The organism is Pseudomonas sp. LBUM1648, from assembly GCF_059716145.1.
In genome coordinates this window covers 1,512,340-1,534,333 of sequence record NZ_CP166808.1, presented here as the reverse complement: position 1 = coordinate 1,534,333, position 21,994 = coordinate 1,512,340, and the positions used below count along the sequence as shown (strand labels likewise).

The 21,994-nt window shown below is 59.3% G+C and carries 28 protein-coding genes and 1 tRNA gene; 12 read left to right on the top strand and 17 right to left on the bottom strand.

Going from position 1 to position 21,994, the window contains the following annotated elements; translation table 11 throughout:
* Positions 1 to 71: 71 nt before the first annotated feature.
* The 5 genes from ACA043_RS07025 to ACA043_RS07005 all read left to right on the top strand — a co-directional run bounded on the left by ACA043_RS07025 (position 72) and on the right by ACA043_RS07005 (position 3,085).
* A complete protein-coding gene (locus ACA043_RS07025) occupies positions 72 to 302 on the top strand; it encodes a cysteine-rich CWC family protein (RefSeq protein WP_187680140.1) in 231 nt (76 codons plus the stop codon).
* A 33-nt stretch (positions 303 to 335) separates the two neighbouring features.
* On the top strand, positions 336 to 1,028 hold the full coding sequence (locus ACA043_RS07020; RefSeq protein WP_497658879.1) for a pseudouridine synthase: 693 nt from the start codon (positions 336 to 338) through the stop codon (positions 1,026 to 1,028).
* 315 nt (positions 1,029 to 1,343) lie between these two features.
* A complete protein-coding gene (locus tag ACA043_RS07015) occupies positions 1,344 to 2,228 on the top strand; it encodes an alpha/beta fold hydrolase (protein ID WP_497658878.1) in 885 nt (294 codons plus the stop codon).
* Positions 2,229 to 2,387: 159 nt separating this feature from the next.
* Positions 2,388 to 2,461: transfer RNA gene (locus ACA043_RS07010), tRNA-Gly, on the top strand.
* Between the two features lie 219 nt (positions 2,462 to 2,680).
* The gene (locus tag ACA043_RS07005) at positions 2,681 to 3,085 is read left to right on the top strand and encodes a type II toxin-antitoxin system HicB family antitoxin (RefSeq protein WP_497618200.1); all 405 of its coding nucleotides are present in this window, start codon (positions 2,681 to 2,683) and stop codon (positions 3,083 to 3,085) included.
* A gap of 85 nt (positions 3,086 to 3,170) precedes the next feature.
* Here ACA043_RS07005 and ACA043_RS07000 read toward each other — a convergent pair whose 3' ends face one another.
* Complete coding sequence (locus tag ACA043_RS07000; protein ID WP_489878400.1) at positions 3,171 to 3,533, bottom strand: DUF6124 family protein; 363 nt, start codon at positions 3,531 to 3,533, stop codon at positions 3,171 to 3,173.
* Between the two features lie 563 nt (positions 3,534 to 4,096).
* Between ACA043_RS07000 and ACA043_RS06995 the strand changes: the two genes are divergently transcribed.
* Positions 4,097 to 4,825, top strand: coding sequence for a class I SAM-dependent methyltransferase (locus tag ACA043_RS06995; protein ID WP_497658877.1), 729 nt, complete (start codon positions 4,097 to 4,099; stop codon positions 4,823 to 4,825).
* A gap of 135 nt (positions 4,826 to 4,960) precedes the next feature.
* Here the strand turns inward: ACA043_RS06995 and tam are convergent, their stop codons facing one another.
* On the bottom strand, positions 4,961 to 5,731 hold the full coding sequence (gene tam, locus ACA043_RS06990) for a trans-aconitate 2-methyltransferase (RefSeq protein ID WP_497658876.1): 771 nt from the start codon (positions 5,729 to 5,731) through the stop codon (positions 4,961 to 4,963).
* Positions 5,732 to 5,896: 165 nt separating this feature from the next.
* Here tam and ACA043_RS06985 point away from each other — a divergent pair, with 165 nt between their 5' ends.
* Entirely contained in the window at positions 5,897 to 6,307 is a 411-nt protein-coding gene (locus ACA043_RS06985; protein ID WP_187680130.1) for a low affinity iron permease family protein, read from the top strand.
* A 46-nt stretch (positions 6,308 to 6,353) separates the two neighbouring features.
* Here the strand turns inward: ACA043_RS06985 and ACA043_RS06980 are convergent, their stop codons facing one another.
* From ACA043_RS06980 to ACA043_RS06950, 7 genes are all read right to left on the bottom strand, one after another.
* A complete protein-coding gene (locus ACA043_RS06980; RefSeq protein WP_497658875.1) occupies positions 6,354 to 6,857 on the bottom strand; it encodes a DUF4142 domain-containing protein in 504 nt (167 codons plus the stop codon).
* Between the two features lie 75 nt (positions 6,858 to 6,932).
* Positions 6,933 to 7,091, bottom strand: coding sequence for a KGG domain-containing protein (locus tag ACA043_RS06975; RefSeq protein WP_080762009.1), 159 nt, complete (start codon positions 7,089 to 7,091; stop codon positions 6,933 to 6,935).
* Positions 7,092 to 7,217: 126 nt separating this feature from the next.
* Positions 7,218 to 7,856 carry a LysE family translocator gene (locus ACA043_RS06970; protein WP_497616795.1) on the bottom strand — a complete coding sequence of 213 codons (639 nt, stop codon included), beginning with the start codon at positions 7,854 to 7,856 and terminating at the stop codon, positions 7,218 to 7,220.
* A 60-nt stretch (positions 7,857 to 7,916) separates the two neighbouring features.
* Positions 7,917 to 8,333 carry a fosfomycin resistance glutathione transferase gene (fos, locus tag ACA043_RS06965; protein ID WP_497658874.1) on the bottom strand — a complete coding sequence of 139 codons (417 nt, stop codon included), beginning with the start codon at positions 8,331 to 8,333 and terminating at the stop codon, positions 7,917 to 7,919.
* 4 nt (positions 8,334 to 8,337) lie between these two features.
* Positions 8,338 to 9,054, bottom strand: coding sequence for a PA3715 family protein (locus ACA043_RS06960; protein ID WP_497658873.1), 717 nt, complete (start codon positions 9,052 to 9,054; stop codon positions 8,338 to 8,340).
* A gap of 37 nt (positions 9,055 to 9,091) precedes the next feature.
* The gene (locus ACA043_RS06955) at positions 9,092 to 9,499 is read right to left on the bottom strand and encodes a PA3715 family protein (RefSeq protein ID WP_497659624.1); all 408 of its coding nucleotides are present in this window, start codon (positions 9,497 to 9,499) and stop codon (positions 9,092 to 9,094) included.
* Positions 9,438 to 9,812, bottom strand: coding sequence for a hypothetical protein (locus ACA043_RS06950; protein WP_497658872.1), 375 nt, complete (start codon positions 9,810 to 9,812; stop codon positions 9,438 to 9,440). The genes ACA043_RS06955 and ACA043_RS06950 overlap by 62 nt, the downstream gene beginning before the upstream one ends.
* A gap of 177 nt (positions 9,813 to 9,989) precedes the next feature.
* Here ACA043_RS06950 and relB point away from each other — a divergent pair, with 177 nt between their 5' ends.
* Together relB and ACA043_RS06940 are read left to right on the top strand one after the other, a co-directional pair.
* Positions 9,990 to 10,229: a type II toxin-antitoxin system RelB family antitoxin gene (gene relB, locus ACA043_RS06945; protein ID WP_401266189.1), complete on the top strand. Its 240-nt coding sequence runs from the start codon at positions 9,990 to 9,992 to the stop codon at positions 10,227 to 10,229.
* Positions 10,219 to 10,503, top strand: a complete 285-nt coding sequence (locus tag ACA043_RS06940) for a type II toxin-antitoxin system RelE/ParE family toxin (RefSeq protein ID WP_401266107.1) — start codon at positions 10,219 to 10,221, stop codon at positions 10,501 to 10,503. Before relB ends, ACA043_RS06940 begins: the two co-directional genes overlap by 11 nt.
* A gap of 308 nt (positions 10,504 to 10,811) precedes the next feature.
* Here ACA043_RS06940 and yiaY read toward each other — a convergent pair whose 3' ends face one another.
* Positions 10,812 to 11,960 (bottom strand): L-threonine dehydrogenase, encoded by a 1,149-nt coding sequence (yiaY, locus tag ACA043_RS06935; protein WP_489878392.1) that lies wholly within the window; start codon positions 11,958 to 11,960, stop codon positions 10,812 to 10,814.
* Between the two features lie 155 nt (positions 11,961 to 12,115).
* Between yiaY and ACA043_RS06930 the strand changes: the two genes are divergently transcribed.
* The gene (locus ACA043_RS06930) at positions 12,116 to 13,135 is read left to right on the top strand and encodes a DUF4917 family protein (RefSeq protein ID WP_497658871.1); all 1,020 of its coding nucleotides are present in this window, start codon (positions 12,116 to 12,118) and stop codon (positions 13,133 to 13,135) included.
* Positions 13,136 to 13,237: 102 nt separating this feature from the next.
* On the opposite strand, the gene ACA043_RS06925 is transcribed toward ACA043_RS06930, so the two are convergent.
* From ACA043_RS06925 to ACA043_RS06915, 3 genes are all read right to left on the bottom strand, one after another.
* A complete protein-coding gene (locus tag ACA043_RS06925; RefSeq protein WP_401266114.1) occupies positions 13,238 to 13,582 on the bottom strand; it encodes a YegP family protein in 345 nt (114 codons plus the stop codon).
* A gap of 165 nt (positions 13,583 to 13,747) precedes the next feature.
* Positions 13,748 to 14,053: a ribbon-helix-helix domain-containing protein gene (locus ACA043_RS06920; RefSeq protein WP_187680118.1), complete on the bottom strand. Its 306-nt coding sequence runs from the start codon at positions 14,051 to 14,053 to the stop codon at positions 13,748 to 13,750.
* Positions 14,054 to 14,066: 13 nt separating this feature from the next.
* Positions 14,067 to 14,648: a DJ-1/PfpI family protein gene (locus ACA043_RS06915; protein WP_497658870.1), complete on the bottom strand. Its 582-nt coding sequence runs from the start codon at positions 14,646 to 14,648 to the stop codon at positions 14,067 to 14,069.
* Positions 14,649 to 14,854: 206 nt separating this feature from the next.
* Here ACA043_RS06915 and ACA043_RS06910 point away from each other — a divergent pair, with 206 nt between their 5' ends.
* Positions 14,855 to 15,745: a DMT family transporter gene (locus ACA043_RS06910; protein ID WP_497658869.1), complete on the top strand. Its 891-nt coding sequence runs from the start codon at positions 14,855 to 14,857 to the stop codon at positions 15,743 to 15,745.
* Positions 15,746 to 15,748: 3 nt separating this feature from the next.
* Here ACA043_RS06910 and ACA043_RS06905 read toward each other — a convergent pair whose 3' ends face one another.
* The 4 genes from ACA043_RS06905 to ACA043_RS06890 form a co-directional block, all read right to left on the bottom strand.
* Complete coding sequence (locus ACA043_RS06905; protein ID WP_187680115.1) at positions 15,749 to 16,966, bottom strand: class I SAM-dependent methyltransferase; 1,218 nt, start codon at positions 16,964 to 16,966, stop codon at positions 15,749 to 15,751.
* A gap of 348 nt (positions 16,967 to 17,314) precedes the next feature.
* On the bottom strand, positions 17,315 to 17,932 hold the full coding sequence (locus ACA043_RS06900) for a TPM domain-containing protein (protein ID WP_489878388.1): 618 nt from the start codon (positions 17,930 to 17,932) through the stop codon (positions 17,315 to 17,317).
* 33 nt (positions 17,933 to 17,965) lie between these two features.
* The gene (locus tag ACA043_RS06895) at positions 17,966 to 18,724 is read right to left on the bottom strand and encodes a TPM domain-containing protein (RefSeq protein ID WP_401266122.1); all 759 of its coding nucleotides are present in this window, start codon (positions 18,722 to 18,724) and stop codon (positions 17,966 to 17,968) included.
* 13 nt (positions 18,725 to 18,737) lie between these two features.
* Positions 18,738 to 19,346, bottom strand: a complete 609-nt coding sequence (locus tag ACA043_RS06890) for a LemA family protein (RefSeq protein ID WP_187681176.1) — start codon at positions 19,344 to 19,346, stop codon at positions 18,738 to 18,740.
* A 261-nt stretch (positions 19,347 to 19,607) separates the two neighbouring features.
* Between ACA043_RS06890 and bglX the strand changes: the two genes are divergently transcribed.
* Entirely contained in the window at positions 19,608 to 21,899 is a 2,292-nt protein-coding gene (gene bglX, locus ACA043_RS06885) for a beta-glucosidase BglX (RefSeq protein WP_497658868.1), read from the top strand.
* Positions 21,900 to 21,994 lie beyond the last annotated feature (95 nt).

Sequence of the window (21,994 nt, the reverse complement as noted above, 5' to 3'; positions counted from 1 at the left end):
CGATCATACGGTGTACCGGGCCAAGCAATCCGGCCGTAACCGCACCTGCGTGGAAATGCCTCACTCGACTTATGCCTGAATCCGACGTTAAACCCGACCTCTGCCCGGCCTGCGGCGCCCGCAACGACTGCACACTGGCCGACCCGCGCACTGCCGACCGCGCCTGCTGGTGCTACGGCGTGAGCATCGACCCGGCGGTGCTCGAGGCCTTGCCGCCAGCACTGCGCGACAAATCCTGCCTGTGCCCGCGTTGCGCGCAGGTTGAGGCGCAACTGCAAGCGGCCAAACCGGCGATCCCGTAAGATGCGCGCCCCTTCATTTCTCGAATTCTGAACATGCGCGTCGACCGTTTCCTCAGCAACCTGCCCCGCTACAACCGTCAGCAGGTTCGCCTGTTGCTGGTGGAAAAGCGCGTGCGCGTTGACGGAAAAGTCGTCAGCGACCCGCACAGCGAAGTGCTGGAATTCAGCCGCGTCGAAGTCGATGACGACGTGCTGCAACTCGGCAAACCGGCGCGCTACTTCATGCTGCACAAACCGCCGGGCTGCGTCAGCGCCACCCGCGACCCACAACATCCGACCGTGCTTGACCTGATGGATGAGCCGGAGAAGGACGACTTGCACATCGCCGGACGCCTGGATTTCAACACCACCGGATTGATGCTGATCACCAACGACGGCACCTGGTCGCGGCGTCTGACCCAGCCACAAACCAAACTGCCGAAGGTCTATTACGTCGAAACCGAGCAGGACATCACCGCGGAATATGCGCTCAAGTTTGCCGAGGGGATCTACTTCGCTTTCGAGGATCTGACCACGCAACCTGCGCAACTGGAGCTGCTCGGCCCGAGGTCGGCGCGACTTAGCATCGTTGAGGGTCGTTACCACCAGGTGAAGCGCATGTTTGGTTACTTCAACAACAAAGTCCTGCGCCTGCACCGCGAATCCATGGGCCCGTTGCTGCTCGATAACGCGCTAAAACCGGGCGAGTACCGTGCTTTGCGCACCGAAGAGATTCATTTGTTCTAAGCAGGCGACCGCTCAGCAGAAGTTGTCGAACAATCTACCGACGGCACTTGCGCGATCCCCCCGCCCCTGCTTGAATCAGGACGTCGGCCAGATTGTGACCGATGAGTCACAACATACATCCAAGAAACTTTTTGCCGGTAGAGAACCCTCAGGTTCCGCCTTCCCCCGGCAAACTGCCCGCCAATAACAATACCCGTCGACCGTTGTCATGGATCGACATGGGCCAGCAAATTCCAGGCGTATGCCTACCTGTCACAAAGCTCGTGCAATCTCTATTTGCGCGCATACCCGCTTGCTTGCCAGGAGTCTTATGACATGAGGCCAGAAATCGCTGTGCTGGATATACAGGGTCAGTATCGGGTTTACACGGAGTTCTATCGCGCAGACGCCGCAGAAAAGACCATCATCCTGGTCAACGGCTCGATGGCCACGACTGCGTCGTTTGCACAAACCGTGAAAAATCTGCACCCGCAATTCAACGTGGTCTGCTACGACCAGCCATACGCGGGCCGGTCAAAAGCCCACAACCGCCACGAGAAACATCTGACGAAGGACGTCGAAGGCCAGATTCTGCTGGAGCTGATCGACCACTTCGCCGCCGAGCACGTCCTGTCGTTCTCATGGGGCGGCGCCGCAACGCTGGTTGCCCTCTCGCACCAGCCACGGCGCATCGAAAAAGCCGTGATCAGCTCGTTCTCACCGGTGATCAACGCGCACATGCTCGACTACCTGGAACGCGGCGTCGATTACCTCGGCCAACGCGACGGCGACCGGGTCGGCGAACTGGTCAACAGCACCATCGGCAAACACCTGCCGTCGCTGTTCAAACGCTTCAACTACCGCCACGTCAGCAGCCTGGCCGAGCACGAATACGGGCAGATGCACTTCCATATCAGCGACGTACTGCACAGCGATCGTCAGTGCTACCTGAACGCGGCGCAAAAGATCAACGTACCTGTGCTGTTTCTCAACGGCGAATGGGACGAATACACCGCCGCCGAAGACGCGCGCCTGTTCGGCAACCATGTGGCGCAAAGCACCTTCACCACCCTGCAAGCCACCGGGCACTTTCTCGACATGGAGCACAAGGCTGCGTGCCGCGATAGCCAGAACGCCCTGCTCGGCTTTCTGAAACCGGCGCCGCAGGCTAGCCGAACGCGTTACTCGTTTGTTCAGGATCACCATGCACTGGCCATTTGAAAAAGCGTCGTCGCGAGCAAGTCTGCCGGTATGAGATGTGTGCATCTGAGCACGCGTCGGGCTTGCCCGCGATTGACCGTTTTCAACGTTGCAACGCCATGCGAGCAAAAGAAAACTTCAAATCCGTGGCCGAGTCTGGTACAAAGTCAGCCGCTCTGAGCGGGTGTCGTATAATGGCATTACTCCAGCTTCCCAAGCTGATAACGAGGGTTCGATTCCCTTCACCCGCTCCAATCGAATTTTTGTCTCACGTTGTTTTTTGACGGGGGATGCAGGAACAGAAAAAAACCGGCCTTGGTGGCCGGTTTTTTTGTGGCTGGGATTTGAGATTGGCCATTTAGTCTGCGCAGAACGATTCAGAAACACACCGTTGGTTGCAGATACGCCATCCCCCTTTACCCTTTGATCTCTCTAACGACCAGAAGCGCCGCGTGCTCAAGGGGATGATCCAGATGCTCTATCCAATCGCAATCTCTGCCAGTGACGGTGAATGTGCCTGGGGTGTTGAGGTGCCGGATCTGCCGGGATGTTTTTCTGCAGGAGAGGATCAAGAGAATGCCATTGAGATGGCAAAAGCGGCCATAGAGACCCACATCGAGATTCTGGCCGAAAGCGGTGCAGCCATTCCGGTCGCTGGGAAACTCGGAACTCACTTTTCCAATCCGAAATATGCAGGCTGCGTTTGGGCGTTGGTGGATGCGGATGTCAGTCGGTGCCTCGGAAGTCCGCAGAAAGTGAGTATTACGCTGCCGGGCTACTTGCTGGAGCGGATTGATCTTCACGTTCACCATCATCCGGAGGAGAAGGACCGTTCGGCGTTTTTGACTTCGGCGGCGTTGCGGATGTTGGCGCCTTGAATCGTGAGTGTTCGTAGGCGTAACTACAAAAAACCGGCCTTTAGAGCCGGTTTTTTGGGTCTGCTACAAATCGACGATTTTGTGATTACCCCGCCGGCACAACCTTATCCAGGGCCTGATTCACTGCCAATTCACCCAACATCACGACCTGCGCAATACCCAGCGCGGTCTTGCGGTGCGAGGTGTCGAGTTGCGCGGCGAAGTTGTTGAGCAGGGTGGTGGCCGAGCCGAGGGTTTCGCTGGCGTTGGCCAGCAGGGATTCGGTGTCGTACTTCGGGTTGGCGAGGAACATCGGTTCGGGTTCGTTGGTTGAGCCCATGATTTGGGCGGCGGGGCTGAGGTAGTGGTCGAGGGCGCGTTCAGCGGCTTCGTGGAATTTCTTCGAACCGGGCGATTCGTAGGGGGATGCCGGATCGGTGTCTGGCGGGTTTGGCGTAACTTTGAACATATGGTGTATTCCGAATAGGGCCACAACCATCCCGCTGCTACACGAAAGGGTGGCGGCTGTACGCAAGTTAGCAGACCGGGCGAATCCACCAAAATCCCGGCGCACCCGAAGGTGCCATGCGCACAGCCACCATTAAGCACAGAAAAACTGGCTGAATGACGCTCGTACGATGTGGTGGAAACGCCTGGCTGCTAAACCCGTTCACTGGAAATCAGTGACGCGAACCAAGTTACCGACCGCCCCCAAGGCGCACAAGCCGGCGGATTCTGGCGTAGCGGTAGGCAACGGCGCAAGGATTTGTAGGCTTCAGGACGTAACATCGAACGCCTTTAAACGCAGCCAGCAGAAAGCGTTTACACATCCAGAAAAACCGGCGAACCGTCCGACATTACAGATCCACAACACTCCCCCGGTTCTCACTTTCCAACCGACCCGCTAGCATCTCCCCATCAACCACCACCCTCCCCCTGCGCGGCCATCGACGAATACGCGTCATCACTTTCGAGGGAACCCCATCGCGGCCGCTGTGCCGCTGACGAACGAACTCAAAAGAGCACTTCCCCATGACTCAAAACATCTACGACGATCCCGAATTTTTCCAGGGCTACAGCCAGATGAACCGCTCCATCGGCGGCCTCGATGCCGCGCCGGAATGGCCGGCGCTCAAGGCGCTATTGCCATCAATGCACGGCCTGAACGTGGTGGACCTGGGTTGCGGATATGGCTGGTTCAGCCGCTGGGCCAGTGAACACGGCGCCGCGAGCGTCCTGGCCCTGGACGTTTCGGAGAAGATGCTGGAACGGGCACGCGAAACCACTACGGCGGCGAACATCCGTTATGAACGCGCCGACCTGGAACAACTCGACTTGCCCGCCTGCAGTTTCGACCTGGCTTACAGCTCGCTGGCGCTGCACTACATCAAGGATCTGCCGGGGCTGTTTGCGCACCTTTATGCGGCGCTGAAACCGGGGTCACACTTTGTGTTTTCCATCGAACACCCGATCTTCATGGCGCCGCGTAATCCCGGTTGGCTGGTCGACAGCGAGGGCCGCAAGCGCTGGCCGCTGGACAGTTATCAGAGGGAGGGCGAGCGGGTGACCAATTGGCTGGCCGACGGTGTGATCAAGCAGCACCGTACTGTCGGCACGTTACTGAATTCACTGATTGGCGCTGGATTTACCATTCGCCACGTCAACGAATGGGGGCCGAGCGATGCGGAAGTGGCGGCGCAACCGGGGCTGGCTGAAGAGCGGGAGCGGCCGATGATGATGTTGGTGGCGGTGCAGCGCTAGGAACGATCAATCACAACTGTGGCGAGGGGATTTATCCCCGATGGGGTGCGCAGCGCCCCCCAAAAAAAGGCCTGCTGCGCAGTCCATCGGGGATAAATCCCCTCGCCACAGATTCAGTACGCCTGAGGATTACCCTCAGCGCGTCGCGACGATAAACAATCGCGGAAACGGCAACAGCACCGAACCATCGGCCAACGCGGGATAAGCTCGCGCAACCTCAGCCAGATACAGCTCCAGATACTGCGCCCGCTCCGTCTCGGTCAGCGGACTCAAAAACGGAATCAACCCACTGCCCTTGAACCACTCCACCACCCCCGCCGCCCCGCCGGGCAACTGGTGGTGATACGTGGTGCGCCACACATCGACCCGCGCGCAGCACGGTCGCAGCATCGAGAAGTATTCGCTGGCACTGGCCATCTCGGTACGCTGCCCCGCCGCACCGGCGAGTTTGCCGGCCCACGGGCCGTTCGCGGCGACTTCGCGCATCAGCCGGTGGGATGGCTCGTTGAGGTTGTCCGGCATCTGGATCGCCAGACTGCCCCCCGCCGACAACTTGCCCGCCAGCGCCGGCAGCAAAGACGCGTGATCCGGCACCCACTGCAACACCGCATTGGCAAAGATCACATCGAACGGCCCTTCATCAGCCCATTGATCAATCTCGGCGACATCAAACTGCAACTGCGGCAGGCGCTTGCGCGCGGCGTCGATCATGTCGGGCGAACTGTCCAACCCACTGACTTTTGCCCCTGCAAAACGCTGCACCAGCAACTCCGTCGAGTTACCAGGGCCGCAACCGATATCGACCACTGACCGGGCGTCAGTCGTGGGAATCGCCGCGAGCAGATCGCGGGCCGGGCGGGTGCGTTCATCTTCGAAAGCGACGTATTGTTTGGCGGACCAACTCATTGCGTTCTCCTGTCGGGGGCGAAAAGCGAGTGCCGCCACGATACAGCTAACGGACAAACCTGGCCTCCCTACCAACGTCGAGCAACGTTCGCGGAGTTGTCATTAGAATTTTCACACCTCAGCAGAGGTCTGTATTTCAAGCGCTTACCAATAAGGAATACAGCCATGAAATTCGCCAAGATCTCGCAGAAACTCGCTCTCTGGGCCGGTAGCCCCTCGACCTTCATGGGCGCGTTGATCCTGATTGCGATATGGGGGATGAGCGGGCCAGTTTTTCAGTTCAACGACACCTGGCAACTGGTCATCAATACCTCGACGACGATCATCACGTTCCTGATGGTGTTCCTGATCCAGAACACGCAGAACCGTGACACCGACATCCTGCATCTGAAGATTGATGAGTTGCTACGGGTGACCAAAGAGGCGCAGAACGCGATGCTGGGGCTGGAGGCACTGGATCTGAAGCAGCTGGAAGCGTTGCGCAAGCACTACCGGACGATGGGTGAGGGAGAGGTTTTCAATCTTGAGGGGTTGGGTGAGAAGAGCAAGCCGAAGCAGGATTTGAATGAGTGTTGAACAACAAAAACGGCGCCTTGGCGCCGTTTTTATTTGAAGTTTGAGATTAACGGCTGGCTTGCAGCGCCCGGGCCATTTGCAGATGGTTTTGCAGCTTGGGCAAGATCTCATCGGCGAAGGCTTTGATCTCCGGCACGTCGGTGGTCTGCGCTTGCTGCTGAATCTGCTGAATGGCTTCTTCCGTGGCTTTGACCTGACTGGCGGCATAGGCCTGATCGAAGGTCGCGCCGTCTTTGACTTCTGGAATCATTTCCTTGGCCTTGTCGGCCATTTCGTCACGCGGCGCGACGGGCAGGTCGAGCTTCTTGGCGATTTTCGCCAGGTGCTGATTGGCCGTGGTGCGGTCGTTGATGACGACGATGGTGTAGTCCTTGACCTCTTTGGATTCGGACTTCTGGTGCGCCAAGCGGCTGGCTTCGATGTCGGCCATGCCTTTGGCTGAAGCATCATTGATGAATTCGGCAGGCGACTGGGCAAAGGCGCTGCTGGCGAATAACCCTAAAACGGTGACAAAACTTAAACGACGTACGTGGGTGGCCATCCGGCTCATGGTCGCGCCCTCCTTCTTGCTGAATTCAAGCGGGAGCTTGCGCCCCCGCCTCTCAATCAAAACTACCTTCACCGACTACTTCGATTTCTGAGCAGGCTTGCGGCCCGTTTCTGTTTTCGCAGGCTCTTTATCGACCGTCGTTGTGGTGGTTTTCCCACCTTTGCGACCGGCTTCAGACGCCTTCGTTCGATCGTTGGCGAAGTTTCCCGAGTTCGAGTTTCTTGAATTAGGCATGATTCTCTACCTCTTGGTATTGATCGCGGCGAGCAGGTGCCCGCCTAGATTGAGAATTTTCTGCCCGGCAAAGGTTTAGAAAAATTGCCGCCTGCGCGACGAACGGTGAAACCCGAACCGCGAAAATCAAGCCTTGTTCGGCAACAATCCCGGCAGCGCATGCATCAGCGCATTGATGGCGAAACCAATGAACATCACGCCACACAACCGGGTGATGAGCAGTTCGTGCCGTTGATAGATCGTGCGTACCCGCTGCGCGCCGACCACGCCGATGAGAATCGCGTAGGCGATTAATCCGCCGAGGAAACTCAGGGCGATCAGCGCCGGCAGCATCGACCAGTTGAGCAGTTCGGCGCGGCTCGACAACAGCGCGGTAAAGGTCGCCACTGCCACTGGATAGGCCTTGGGGTTGGTCAGGCCGAACAGGATGCCGTGCCAGAACGGATTGCGCGCTGCGCCCTGCGGTTCATCGTCGCTGCGACGTTGCGCACGCACCGCACGCCAGCCGAGCCAGAACAGGTACAGGCCGCTGAGCACGCCGAGCACGTCGAACGCCGTGCTGCCGATTTCCCGTGCGCCAACAATCGCGATCAACGCGGTGCTGCACCAGACCACATCGCCGAGCAGATGCCCGCAGAGAAACCCCGCACCGGCCCGTCGCCCATGCGCTGCGCCAATGCCGAACACCGCCAGCACGCCCGGCCCGGGAGTGATGCCGTAAATGAAACCCGAGGCCAGCACGGCCATTAGCAACGATGGAGTCATGGAAAACCTGCAAGCGCCAGAATACGTGGCGGCCAGTCTATATCAGCCGATTGAGCGAGTTCACGGCTCGTCGTAAAAACGCATGCCGGCATACGGTTTCAGCCGACACGCCGCCAGTCGCGACGCGAGATCGCCGACGTGGGCTTCGAGCTTGTGGCCGTCGGGGTCGAGAAAGTAGAACGACGCACCTTCGCTGCGGTTGTCCCGCCATTCCCGCACGCTGGCCGCTTTTAGCTGTTCTACGAACAGCGGGAAATCCGCCTCACCGAGGCTGAAGGCGTAATGGGTGTAGTCGGCGCACGGCTCGGCCGTGAGCTGCGAATCGAACGACAGGCACAACCACAGCCCCGGCAACGACAGATAGGCGCCAGCGTCCCACGTGGCTTCGACGCGCAGACCCAACACATCGCGATAGAACGCGAGGCTGCGGTTGAGATCGCTGACGGCGAGGGTCAGGTGGTTGAGGCCGGTGAGCATCGGATCAGTAGCCTCGCAGGTCTTCGGGGACGGTGTATTGCTGGCCGTCGTAGGTCAGGGTGATTTGGGTCTTTTTCAGCACGGTATCTTTCGACACGCACTGTTTTCCCGACTGGGTGTTTTTCATCTTGCTGCCGCTGGTGGTGATGATCAAATCGGCGAGACCGTTGTGACTCGTGGTGCCGATGTCGACTGTCCGGCGAATTTTCTTCATGTAGCCTTCGCAGTCATTCATGAACTCACCGTTGTTCTTGTAGATCACCAACCCTTCCAGCACCGGGCGCAGCTTATCGCCTTCGCGAACATACAGCGCCAGATCGGTTTTCTCGTAGGGAATGGCGTGGGAACTGTGGGTGAACTTAGAACGCAGGCCGAAAGCCCGCACGTCCGACGCCAGTCGGTAGCGGCCCGTGTCGACGCGAAGATCGTCAAACCGCACGGCATCGGAGTTGTAGGCGCCCGGTTTACGGTAAGTGGCGATGGGGTTGGCGTTGCTGGCATTGACGAGCGCCAGATCCAGATCGAACACCCCGGCCTCGTCGTCGCCGGGGTCGGCCAGGTACGTGGATTTGACCGCAATCGCCTGCGCCGGGAAGGCTGGCCAGACGATGCAGCGTGACAGTGATTGGCCGTCGAAGGTCTTGGTGGTGCAGGCGGCCTGGGCCTGGGCAGCGATGGCCAGAAAACCGAGGGCGATAAGGAGTCTGGTTGGGCTGAGCATGGTTCTTCCTTGATATAAGTCGTGTTTGGCAGATCAGTCAGAGACCTTTGAAACCGGGTGGCAAAACGTAAGTTTTTCCGTCGTAGTGCAAGGTTGTCAAAACCGGTTGGTAGACGTTGGATTTATCATCACAAGCGTCCGCATCCCCCACACTTGTCGTGTCTGTTTGCTGGGTTTTAACGATCAAGTCTGCGTAACCGTGGGAGCTTGTTTTAGCAATTTCGACGGTTCTTGAAATCTCGAAACGCTCGCCAGCGCAGTTGTCATCCCACTCGCCGCCATACTCATAAACCAACAACTGACGCAGGACCGGACGCAACTTTTCGCCCTCCATCACGTAGAGCGTCAGTTGGCTTTCATCTCTGGGATTGAGGCGCGAACCATTAGTGAGTCGTGCGCGTACTCCAAAGGCTCGAAGGTCGGGGGGTGAGTTTGTAGCGCGCAGTGTCGAGTGTCATTTCTTGCAAGTGGACGCCATCCATTACGAAGGCAGCGGCCTGCTGATAAGCGGCAACCGGATTCGGTTGACCATCCTTCAGAACAGACAAGTCCAGATCATGAGCACCGAGCGCGTCAGCGGTGCCACGCACAAACCGCGTCTTGGCGCTGAGGGTCAGCCCTGGGTAAGCCGGCCAGTCCTTGCAGACAGACACATCCTCCGCAGTTACCGTCGCCGGCGTGCACTCGGCAAACACCTGCCCCGCCATCAGCCCTGCGCACAGCGCCACACACCCGATCAATCCAGACTTCACTGTCACGTCCCGCTCCTTGATGACTTTTCAGCCGCGCACTATCCCCTTCTCAACAAACTGTTTCAACCGAGCAAATGCTAAATGGCCATCACTCTCAGCGGTTCAGATAGACAAATGGAGCTAGCCGTTGCTACGCACGACACTGTAGTGTTGTGTAATACAAACCACTACATCGAGTTCGCCATGTCCGTCATGTCTCTACGTATCCCCGATGAAATTGCAGACACCCTCGCCAACCTCGCCAAAGCCACTGGCCGTAGCAAGTCTTACCTGGCAGTGGATGCATTGCGCGAATACCTGACGCGCGAGGCTTGGCAGATAGAAGAAATTCAACAAGCGCTGAAGGAAGCCGACGCCGGTGATTTCGCTTCTGCTGATGAAGTCAGGGCCATCGCCGAAAAATGGGATGCCAATGCGCGTTGAGTGGCTGAAAACTGCATTAAAGAATCTCGATGACGAAGCTTCCTACATTGCGATTGAAAATCCGAAGGCTGCCTCAGAGTTTGTTCAGGCCATTCTTGCCAGCGTTGATCACCTCGCCCGGTTTCCTGCCTCTGGACGAAAGGGGCGCTTAGCCGGAACACGAGAATGGGCTCTTCCTGATCGCCCCTATTTGATTCCGTACAGGGTGCGTCAGGGCTGTTTACAGGTTTTGCGTGTCTTCCATACCCGTCGACTCCCACCCAGCAAGTGGTAGAACGCGTTCATGCGCCGCTGATCAATGTCCCGCAGGCCCTGCCGACGACACCGTCAGAATCAGGTCCGTGCCGCTGGTGAAGGTGGTGTTGATTGAGTGGGGTGTTTGGGAGAAATGTGGCGGTTGTCGGGTGATGTGAGAACTCGGGGGATTTGTAGTGCCTGGAAGCCAGTTTTCGCGGGCAAGCCCGCTCCCACAGGGAGCGGCATTGGACACAGCATTTGTATGTCACCGCGGACACTGTGGGAGCGGGCTTGCCCGCGAAAGGGCCGGCCCGGTCATCGAAATCTTTCCCGCAAACGCTGCTCTCAAAACGCGTTGCGGAAAATCTCTTCGATCTGCCGCTGATCCGCCACACGCGGGTTGGTCAGACCGCAGGCGTCTTTGAGGGCATTGGCGGCGAGCATCGGGATATCGGTGAGTTTGGCGCCGAGCTCACGCAAACCGCCGGGAATCTCGACATCTTTGGCCAGGCTACGGATCGCATTGATCGCCGCTTGGGCGCCCTCTTCCGGACTGAAACCATGAACATCTGCGCCCATCGCGTGGGCCACATCGGTCAGGCGATCGGCACACACCAACGCATTGAACGTCTGCACATGTGGCAGCAATACGGCGTTGCACACGCCGTGCGGCAAGTCGTAGAACCCGCCCAACTGATGCGCCATCGCGTGCACGTAGCCAAGGGACGCATTGTTGAACGCCATGCCGGCAAGGAACTGCGCGTAGGCCATGTTCTCCCGCGCCGCGAGGTCGCTGCCGTCGCGCACAGCCAGGCGAAGGTTGTTGCTGATCAGGGTCATGGCCTTCAGCGCACAGGCGTCGGTGATCGGGTTGGCGGCAGTCGATACATAGGCTTCGATGGCGTGGGTCAGTGCGTCCATGCCGGTGGCGGCGGTCAGGCTTTTCGGCATGGCGACCATCAGTGCCGGGTCGTTGACCGACAACAGCGGCGTAACGTTACGGTCGACGATGGCCATTTTTACGTGGCGCGATTCATCGGTGATGATGCAGAACCGGGTCATCTCGCTGGCGGTGCCGGCGGTGGTGTTGATCGCGATCAGCGGCAGTTGCGGCTTGGTTGATTGATCGACGCCTTCGTAATCCCGAATCTGCCCGCCGTTGGTCGCGCACAGCGCAATACCCTTGGCGCAGTCGTGGGGCGAGCCGCCGCCCAGCGACACGACGAAATCACAGCGACTTTCCTTGAGCAGCCCCAGGCCGGACTCGACGTTGGCGATGCTCGGGTTCGGTTTGGCGCCATCGAAGATCACCGAGTCGATGTCCTGCATGGCCAGTTTCTCGGCGACCATGGCCGCCACGCCGGCCTTGGCCAGCCCCGCGTCGGTGACGATCAGTGCCTTGCGAAAGCCGTAGTTGCGGATCGCGACCATGGCTTCGTCGAGGCAGCCGCTGCCCATGATGTTGACCGCCGGAATGAAAAAGGTGCTGCTCATCGTGTCTCTCCTGACTGGGGCCAAATCGACAGCTGCGATCCGACGGGTACACACAGCATCGACCGATCGGTCATGGCGTATGTTGATCTGGCTCAATGCCCGCTCGTGATAAAGTCGCCGCCCATCAGCCCCTATGTTTTGAGATGTGCCAAGCAATGAGCGATTTTCTGGATGTCGACGCCACCCTCGAAGACTGGAGCAGCCTGCGCGCCGCGACCGATTTCAAGGGCTTGCTGGTGGGGAACGGCGCCAGCCGCGCGGTGTGGGACGACTTCGGTTATGACTCGCTGTTCGAAAACGCCCGTACTGTGGAAGACAAACCCCTGAGCCCATCGGAACTGGCGGTGTTCGACGCGATGCAGACGCGCAGCTTCGAACAAGTGCTCGGCGCGCTGAAAACCACCAGCCGGGTCAACAAGGCACTGGCCGTCAGCTCGGCAGCGCCGCGCAATCGCTACTACGCAATCAAGGAAGCGCTGATCAACAGCGTGCACGCCATCCATATTCCGTGGCGACTGGTGCAGGCCTCGACGCTGGCGACGCTCAATGAAGAACTGGCGCGCTATCGCACGGTGTTCACCACCAATTACGACTTGCTCAACTACTGGGCGCTCCAACACCGCAGCGAAGCCATCGACGATCTGTTCAATGGCCCGAATGCGAGTTTCGACCTGAGCGAAAGCGCCACGAAAAAACCGCGTTTACTGTACCTGCACGGCGGTCTGCATTTGGTGCGCAACCAGGATGGCACCGCGCGCAAACTGACCTCGACCGAAGGCACGCTACTCGGCAGCTTCGCGATCAACAACACTCTCAAGACGCTGGACGACGTGCCGCTGTTCATCAACGAAGGGCCGAGTGCCGAGAAACTCAGGACCATTCGCAGCTCGGATTATCTGTCGTTCTGTTACGCGCAGTTATTGGGTCATGGCGACAGTCTGTGCATCTTCGGCCATGCCTTGGCCGAGCAGGACAGCCACATCGTGCGGGCCTTGCGTTTGGCGAAACCGAAGGTGGTGGCGATCTCGATTTATCCGCGCAGTGCGGCGTTCATTCAGCATCAGAAGCGGCATTACGCGAAGGTGTTTGAAGGGACTGGGGTGGCGTTGCGGTTTTTTGATGCGAAGACGCATGCGTTGGGGAATCCGAAGTTGTCGGTGCCGGTCGAGGTTTAGCGGCGAGGCTTCTGACGTCATCGCCAGCCGGCTAGCCCACACAGGGGAATGTATTCCGATGTGGGACCTAGCCGGCTCGCACAGTTTGATTTTCAGTGTTTTCTAGAGAACCGGCAGGGTCTTGTCCTTGATGGTTTTGGTCGAACCGTTGGCCTTCACGCTGGCAATGCCTTTGTCGCACGCTGCATCCGAGGAATACGCTTCGCTGCTGCCGATGATCTGGTGATTGGCGGCTTTGAGATTGAAATAGGGATGACCGTCCTTGGTGGTTTTCTTCTCGTAACGCTCATCCAGCGGGCTGTTGGTCTGCACCGAGGCGATGCCGCCGTCGGCTGCCGCGCGAGTGGTGTAGAGCTCACTGGTGAGAATGGTTTCGGCGTTGGCTGCCTTGAGTACAAACCTGAACTGGCCGTTGCTGCTTTTACTGACTTCGTACCATCCGGACATGCTCGATTCTCCTTGGCGATTAAGAGGTTTCGCGCCTCAGAGTAAAGACCAGTCCAGAACATCTGTCGCCTGAACCGCCCCCTTCGCGAGCAAGCTCGCTCCCACATTGGAATGCATTTCCCTGTGGGAGCCAGCCTGCTGGCGATGGCGTCTGTCCGGTCTCGGCTATTTCACCACCGCCCGCACCACCGACAACTCCGGCGCAGCACTACGCCGTTGCGACAGATACCGCGTACAACTCACCCGCAGGAACGACGCAAAGTTCACCACTTCCCCACGATAATCCATCACCTCTTCATACAGCTTGGCGATCAGTTGATTGGTGGTCATGCCATCGACCTCGGCGATTTCGCTGAGGATGTCCCAAAACTGGTTTTCCAGGCGCAACGTCGTCACCACCCCGCAGATGCGCAGCGAACGCGAGCGCGATTCGTAGAGAATCGGGTCAGCCTTGACGTAGAGCTCGCACATGGGCGAATCCTCGTTACAGGGTGATTTTAGTGCCGAGCAAACCGAGGAAACCGGCCAGCCAGTTCGGATGCGCCGGCCATGCCGGGGCGGTGACCAGATTGCCTTGAACGTGGCCGTCGGTCACGGGAATGTCGATGTACGTGCCGCCCGCCAGTCGGACTTCCGGCGCGCAGGCCGGGTAGGCGCTGCATTCGCGCCCTTCGAGAACCCCCGCCGCCGCCAGCAACTGCGCGCCGTGACACACCGCTGCGATCGGCTTGCCAGCCTTGTCGAAGGCGCGTACCAGTTCGAGGACTTTTTCATTCAGTCGCAGGTATTCCGGCGCACGACCGCCGGGGATCACCAGCGCGTCGTAGTCGGCTTCGCTGACTTTGGCGAAATCGAAATTAAGGGCAAACAGGTGCCCGGGTTTTTCACTGTAGGTCTGGTCGCCTTCGAAGTCGTGGATGGCGGTGCGCACGGTTTTGCCGGCGGCCTTGTCCGGGCATACCGCGTGGACGGCGTGGCCGACCATTTGCAGGGCCTGGAACGGCACCATCACTTCGTAGTCTTCGACGTAATCGCCGACCAGCATCAGGATTTTTTTCGCGGCCATGGGGCGGACTCCTCTGGAAATTGCCTGGGAGTGTTCAAGGTAGACCTTATCGATCAGGGTGGGTAACAACCGGCTACTACCTAATAAGCCGCGAAGAGGCCCTCAAACTGTACGGATAAGTCTGTGCCTAGCTGTAACAGCCAGAAGGCCACGGTTTATGGCTTGATGAAGGCAATCCCCTGCCACCTTCAATTCTGGTCAACCTCATGTCTTCGCGCGAAAACACCGGCATGGCCCTCGGCCTGCTCGGGGTTGTGATTTTCAGCCTTACCCTGCCCTTCACCCGCATCGTCGTGCAGGAACTGCATCCCTTGCTCAACGGCTTGGGCCGCGCCTTGTTCGCGGCGATTCCGGCGGCTTTGCTGTTGTTATGGCGACGGGAGAAGTGGCCGACCTGGGCGCAGGTCAAAGGCCTGAGTCTGGTGATCGTCGGGGTGATTCTCGGTTTCCCGGTGTTGTCGGCCTGGGCCATGCAGACGTTGCCGGCGTCCCACGGTGCACTGGTCAACGGATTGCAGCCGTTGTGCGTGGCGCTTTATGCCGCTTGGTTGTCCCACGAACGGCCGTCAAAAGCCTTCTGGGCCTGCGCCGCGCTGGGCAGTGCGCTGGTGCTTGGTTATGCGTTGTTTACCGGGGCCGGCAGCATTCAGGCCGGGGATTTATTGATGCTCGGCGCGATTGCCGTGGGAGGTCTGGGCTATGCCGAGGGCGGCCGGTTGGCCAAGGAGATGGGCGGCTGGCAGGTGATCTGTTGGGCGCTGGTGCTGTCGACGCCGCTGTTGATCGGCCCGGTGTGGTACCTGGCGCTGCAACATCAGGGCGCGGTGTCAGCCAAGGCATGGTGGGCGTTTGGGTATGTGGCGCTGTTTTCGCAGTTTCTCGGCTTCTTCGCCTGGTACGCCGGGCTGGCCATGGGTGGCATTGCCCGGGTCAGTCAGATCCAGTTGCTGCAGATCTTCTTCACCATCGCATTTTCGGCGCTGTTCTTTGGGGAACATGTGGAGCCGATCACCTGGGTGTTTGCTTGCGGGGTGATTGCGACCGTCATGCTCGGTCGCAAGACCGCCGTGCAGCCAGCAAAGGCTGCCACTGCGTGAGATTCAGCTCAGATAACCATCCGCGCGCAGCAAGGTTTCCAGACAGTGCTCGCTGATGTTGTAGAACGCCTTCAATTCCTCAATCTTCACCAACAGCTGAGCCGGGTCTACCGGCTCGGCGCGTTTCACCGCCAGAATCATCTTGTTCTTGTTGGTGTGGTCCAGTGAAATGAACTCGAACACCTTGGTCTCGTAACCACAGGCCTCGAGGAACAGCGCACGCAAGCTGTCGGTGACCATTTCCGCCTGCTGGCCGAGGTGCAGACCGTATTGCAGCATCGGCTTGAGCAGCGCCGGGCTCTGGATTTGCAGGCGGATCTGTTTGTGGCAGCACGGCGAGCACATGATGATCGACGCGCCCGAACGAATGCCGGTGTGGATCGCGTAATCGGTGGCAATGTCGCAGGCATGCAGGGCGATCATCACGTCCAGCTCGCTCGGCGCCACGCTGCGCACGTCACCGCACTTGAACACCAGCCCCGGATGATCCAGCTTCGCCGCCGCAGCGTTGCACAGGTTGACCATCTCTTCGCGCAATTCGACGCCGGTGACTTCACCCTCGGCCTTCAAGGTGTTGCGCAGGTAATCGTGAATCGCGAAGGTCAGATAACCCTTGCCCGAACCGAAATCTGCGACCCGCACCGGCTTGTCCAGCGCCAGCGGGGACGAGGTCAGGGCATGGCTGAAGACTTCGATGAACTTGTTGATCTGCTTCCACTTGCGCGACATCGCCGGGATCAGCTCTTGTTGCGCATTGGTCACGCCCAGATCCTTGAGGAACGGTCGGCTCAACTCCAGAAAGCGGTTTTTTTCGCGGTTGTGTTCGGCGGACGGCGCTTCGCGCAGTTGCTGGGGTTTGCTCTTGAACAGCGAACTCTTGCCTTTTTTGCTGTATTCGAGCTGTGCTTCATCAGTCACGGCCAGCAAATGCGCATTTTTGAACGAGGCCGGCAACACCTCGGCAATCATCGCCACGCCTTCGGCCAATGGCAGATTCTTGGTGATGTCGCGGGTCTTGTAGCGATAGACGAAGGACAGGTTTGGCTGCGCCTTGACCGTCACCGGTTTGATGATGACCCGCTGCAGATCCGTTTCTTCACCGACGTATTTGGCCAGCACCAGTTTGATGAAACCGTTCTGCTCGAGGCTGGTTTGCAGCAGCTCGATGAACTGGGCGTGGTGATCTGGCGCCGATTTGGCGGATGGGGCGGTAACGGACATGAACAAGCGGCCTCGGGGGGCGAATCGGGAATGGCGGGTATTTTAGGGGGGATGGGGGTTGGGGACACGCTCTTATTTACCGAACGGTTTTAAATGAGGCCCTCACCCTAGCCCTCTCCCAGAGGTAGAGGGGACCGATTGGGGGATATTTGAGAAATTTACCGACTTGAAAGACTGGCGCTGAATCCATGATCGACCCGATTCTTGCTTGGCAGTGAATCCATCATCGACCCGGTTTTTCCTCGGATCTGAATCCATAATCGACGCGATCTTTCAGGTCGATGGATAGCGACGGACACCTCACCCCAGCCCTCTCCCTCTGGGAGAGGGCTGGGGTGAGGGTTTTCCTCATGCCAACACCACCAACCGGTTCGGCAACTCATTGCGCACCTGCGTCACCGGCACATGCACCTTCAACAACTCCCCACACGCCTCGACGCACTGCACAAACCCCTCAAGTGTGCGCCCCTGCCGCACTTGTTCGGTAAACGCCGCGACAATCGCATCCCAGTTTTTATTGTCCAGCCGACTGGAGATCCCCTCGTCCACCAGAATCTCCACGTAGCGTTCGGCCTCGCAGACAAAAATCAGCATGCCGGTGCTGCCCACCGTGTGATGCAGGTTTTGCTCAAGAAACTGCCGCCGCGCCAGATTCGAGGCGCGCCAGTGCCGCACGCGGCGCGGCACCAGGTGGGTGGTGATTTTCGGCAGACGAAACAGCAGGCACAGCACAATGAACAAGCCCCATTGCACCAACAGCAAACTGCGCAAGGTCAGCCAGCCGGTCAGGTAATGCACGACGCCCGGCACCACCAGCGCCAGCAAACTGGCCCAAAGCAACGGGATGTACGCGTAATCGTCGGCGCGGGCGGCCAGCACTGTCACCAGTTCGGCGTCGGTGTCGCGCTCGACCCGGGCGATTGCCTCGGCGACTTTGCGTTGTTCGTGTTCAGTCAGTAATGCCATGTCAAAGAGTGCCTGCTCATTATTGTTGTGTGCTCACCAGCCGCCGGACGAACCACCGCCGCCGAAACTGCCCCCGCCGCCGCTGAAGCCCCCGCCTCCACCGCCGCCGCCAAATCCACCACCACCGCCGAAGCCGCCGCCCGATCCACCGGAGCCGCCACGGCCGGCGGGAAGGATACCGAGCATCTGGCAGACAAACACCGTCAGGATGAACAACATCACCAGAAACACGAACAAGGCCGGGTGCCGGGAAACGAAATCGCTCTGCGGATCACCGCTCGATTCATACACCGTCGACGGCTCGTCCAGCGGATTGCCGCCCAACACCACCAGCATCGCCGCCACGCCGTCGCTGATGCCCTTACTGAAGTTGCCCGCCTTGAACGAGGGGGTGATGACTTGATGAATGATCACCGAAGTTTGCGCATCGGTCAGCCGATCCTCCAGGCCATAACCGACTTCGATGCGCAGTTTGCGCTCGTCCCGGGCGACGATCAGCAGCGCGCCATTGTTTTTGTCCTTTTGACCGATGCCCCAGTGTCGGCCCAGTTGTACGCCAAAATCCTCGATGGTGGTGCCCTGCAGATCCGGCAGTGTGACCACGACCAATTGCTCGCCCGTGGCCTGCTCGTGGGCCTGCAACTGTTGGCTCAGTTGCGCACGCACCGAGGGCTCGAGCATCTGCGCCTCGTCCACCACCCGCCCGCTCAGCGCCGGGAATGTCAACTCGGCCCGGGCGCTGACGGCGAACAGCCACAGCATCAGCACCAGGCCCATCTTCAACACACGCATGGATAACCTCGGATCAGAACTTCACTTCCGGGGCCTTTTCCGCGCCGGGCGTAGTGGCTTCGAAGGTCTCGCGGATCGACAAGTCGCTGTACATCACGCTGTGCCAGAGGCGACCGGGGAAGGTGCGGATCTCGGTGTTGTATTTCTGCACCGCCAGAATGAAATCGCGCCGCGCCACGGCAATACGGTTTTCCGTGCCTTCAAGCTGCGATTGCAGGGCGAGGAAGTTCTGGTTGGCCTTCAGGTCCGGATAACGTTCGGAGACCACCATCAAGCGACTCAACGCGCCGCTCAACTGATCCTGCGCCTGCTGGTACTGCTTGAGCTTCTCGGGATTGTCGAGGGTGCTGGCATCGACCTGGATCGACGTGGCCTTGGCCCGGGCCTCAATCACCGCGGTCAGGGTTTCCTTTTCGTGGGCGGCATAGCCCTTCACCGTTTCCACCAGATTGGGAATCAGGTCGGCGCGGCGCTGGTACTGGTTCTGCACCTGGCCCCACGCAGCCTTGGCCTGCTCGTCGAGGGTCGGGATGTTGTTGATGCCGCACGCGGTCAGCAACATCGCCAGCACCAGTAACGAGGCGACCTGCAAGCGTGAGCGAGTGGTAGGACTTACATTCATGGCAGTGATGCTCCCTGGCACATTTCATTTTAAAAACCGCCCGCGAAACACTCGGGGCCGGCTCTTGGGGCATAATCGGCCGCGCTACTGGATTGCTACGGGCCGATGGGCTAAAAAGAGGCCCTGCGCAGACGCGGCCAACTGTCCGCTGTCGTTTTTTGGCTCTGCGTTTTTGCGCCTGCACCCGAACAACAATAGTCGCTCCCTAAATTTTGGCTGGCCGGCATTGCATTGCCGTTTGCGCCCTTGAGAAAAACATTCATGAAGAAGCTGTGTTTGCTGGGCCTGTTCGTCAGCCTGGCCAGTCATCAAGTATTGGCCGCTGAGACCCCGGTACCCCTGGAAAACAAGGACGCCTTCATCAGCAACCTGATGAAGCAAATGACCCTCGACGAGAAGATCGGCCAGTTGCGCCTGATCAGCATCGGCCCGGAAATGCCGCGCGAGCTGATCCGCAAGGAAATCGCCGCCGGCAACATCGGTGGCACGTTCAACTCGATCACCCGCCCGGAAAACCGTCCGATGCAGGACGCCGCCATGCGCAGCCGCCTGAAGATTCCGATGTTTTTCGCGTACGACGTGATCCACGGTCACCGTACGATATTCCCGATTCCACTGGCCCTCGCTTCGAGCTGGGACATGGACGCCATCGGCCAGTCCGGCCGCGTTGCGGCCAAAGAAGCCGCCGCCGACAGCCTCGACATCACCTTCGCGCCGATGGTCGACATCTCCCGCGACCCGCGCTGGGGCCGCAGCTCTGAAGGCTTCGGTGAAGACACCTACCTGACTTCGCGCATCGCCAGAGTCATGGTCAAGGCCTATCAGGGCGAAACCCCGAGCGCGGCCGACAGCATCATGGCCAGCGTCAAGCACTTCGCCCTGTACGGCGCGGTCGAGGGCGGTCGCGACTACAACACCGTGGACATGAGCCCGGTGAAGATGTACCAGGACTACCTGCCACCGTACCGCGCGGCGATCGACGCCGGCGCGGGCGGTGTGATGGTGGCGTTGAACTCGATCAACGGTATCCCGGCCACCGCCGACACTTGGCTGATGAACGATTTGCTGCGCAGGGACTGGGGCTTCAAGGGCCTTGCGGTCAGCGACCACGGCGCGATCTTCGAGCTGATCAAGCACGGCGTTGCCCGCGACGGTCGGGAAGCGGCGAAGCTGGCGATCAAGGCCGGCATCGACATGAGCATGAACGACACCCTGTACGGCAAAGAGCTGCCGGGGCTGCTCAAGTCCGGCGAGATCGAACAGAAACACATCGACAACGCCGTGCGCGAAGTCCTCGCGGCCAAGTACGACATGGGCCTGTTCAAGGACCCGTACCTGCGCATCGGCAAGGCTGAAGACGATCCGGCCGACACCTACGCCGAAAGCCGTCTGCACCGCGCCGAGGCCCGCGAAGTGGCACGCCGCAGTCTGGTGCTGCTGAAGAACCAGAACGAAACCCTGCCGCTGAAGAAAACCGCGAAAGTCGCACTGGTCGGTCCGTTGGCCAAAGCGCCAATCGACATGATGGGCAGTTGGGCCGCCGCCGGCCGTCCGGCGCAATCGGTGACGCTGTTCGATGGCATGAGCGCAGTGATCGGCGACAAGGCGAACCTGATCTACGCCCGTGGCGCCAACATCACCGGCGACAAGAAGGTGCTCGACTACCTGAACTTCCTCAACTTCGATGCGCCGGAAGTGGTGGATGATCCGCGTCCGGCCAACGTGCTGATCGACGAAGCGGTGAAAGCCGCCAAGGACGCTGACGTGATCGTTGCAGCGGTGGGCGAGTCCCGTGGCATGTCCCACGAGTCCTCCAGCCGTACCGACCTGAACATCCCGGAAACACAGCGCGAGTTGATCCGCGCCCTGAAGGCGACCGGCAAACCGCTGGTGCTGGTGTTGATGAACGGCCGTCCGCTGACCATTCTCGAAGAGAACCAGTCGGCCGACGCGATTCTGGAAACCTGGTTCAGCGGCACCGAGGGTGGCAACGCCATCGCTGACGTGCTGTTCGGCGACTACAGCCCGTCGGGCAAACTGCCGGTGACCTTCCCGCGCTCCGTGGGCCAGATTCCGACCTACTACAACCACCTGAGCATTGGCCGGCCATTCACGCCGGGCAAACCGGGCAACTACACCTCGCAGTATTTCGATGACACCACAGGTCCCCTGTTCCCGTTTGGTTATGGCCTGAGCTACACCGATTTCAGCCTGAACGACATGGCGCTGTCGTCGACCACCCTGAACACCACCGGCAAGCTCGACGCCAGTGTCATGGTGAAGAACACCGGCAAACGTGACGGCGAAACCGTGGTGCAGTTGTACATTCAGGACGTCACCGGCTCGATGATCCGCCCGGTGAAGGAACTGAAGAACTTCCAGAAAATCATGCTCAAGGCCGGCGAACAGAAAGTCGTGCACTTCACCATCACCGAGGATGACCTGAAGTTCTACAACGCCCAGCTCAAATACGCGGCAGAGCCTGGCAAGTTCAACGTGCAGATCGGCCTGGACTCGCAGAATGTAAAGCAGCAGAGTTTCGAACTGCTGTAATCATCAGAACACCGCAATAACTTGTGGGAGCGAGCCTGCTCGCGAAAGCGGTCATTCAGATAAAACAATGCTGACTGACATACCGACTTCGCGAG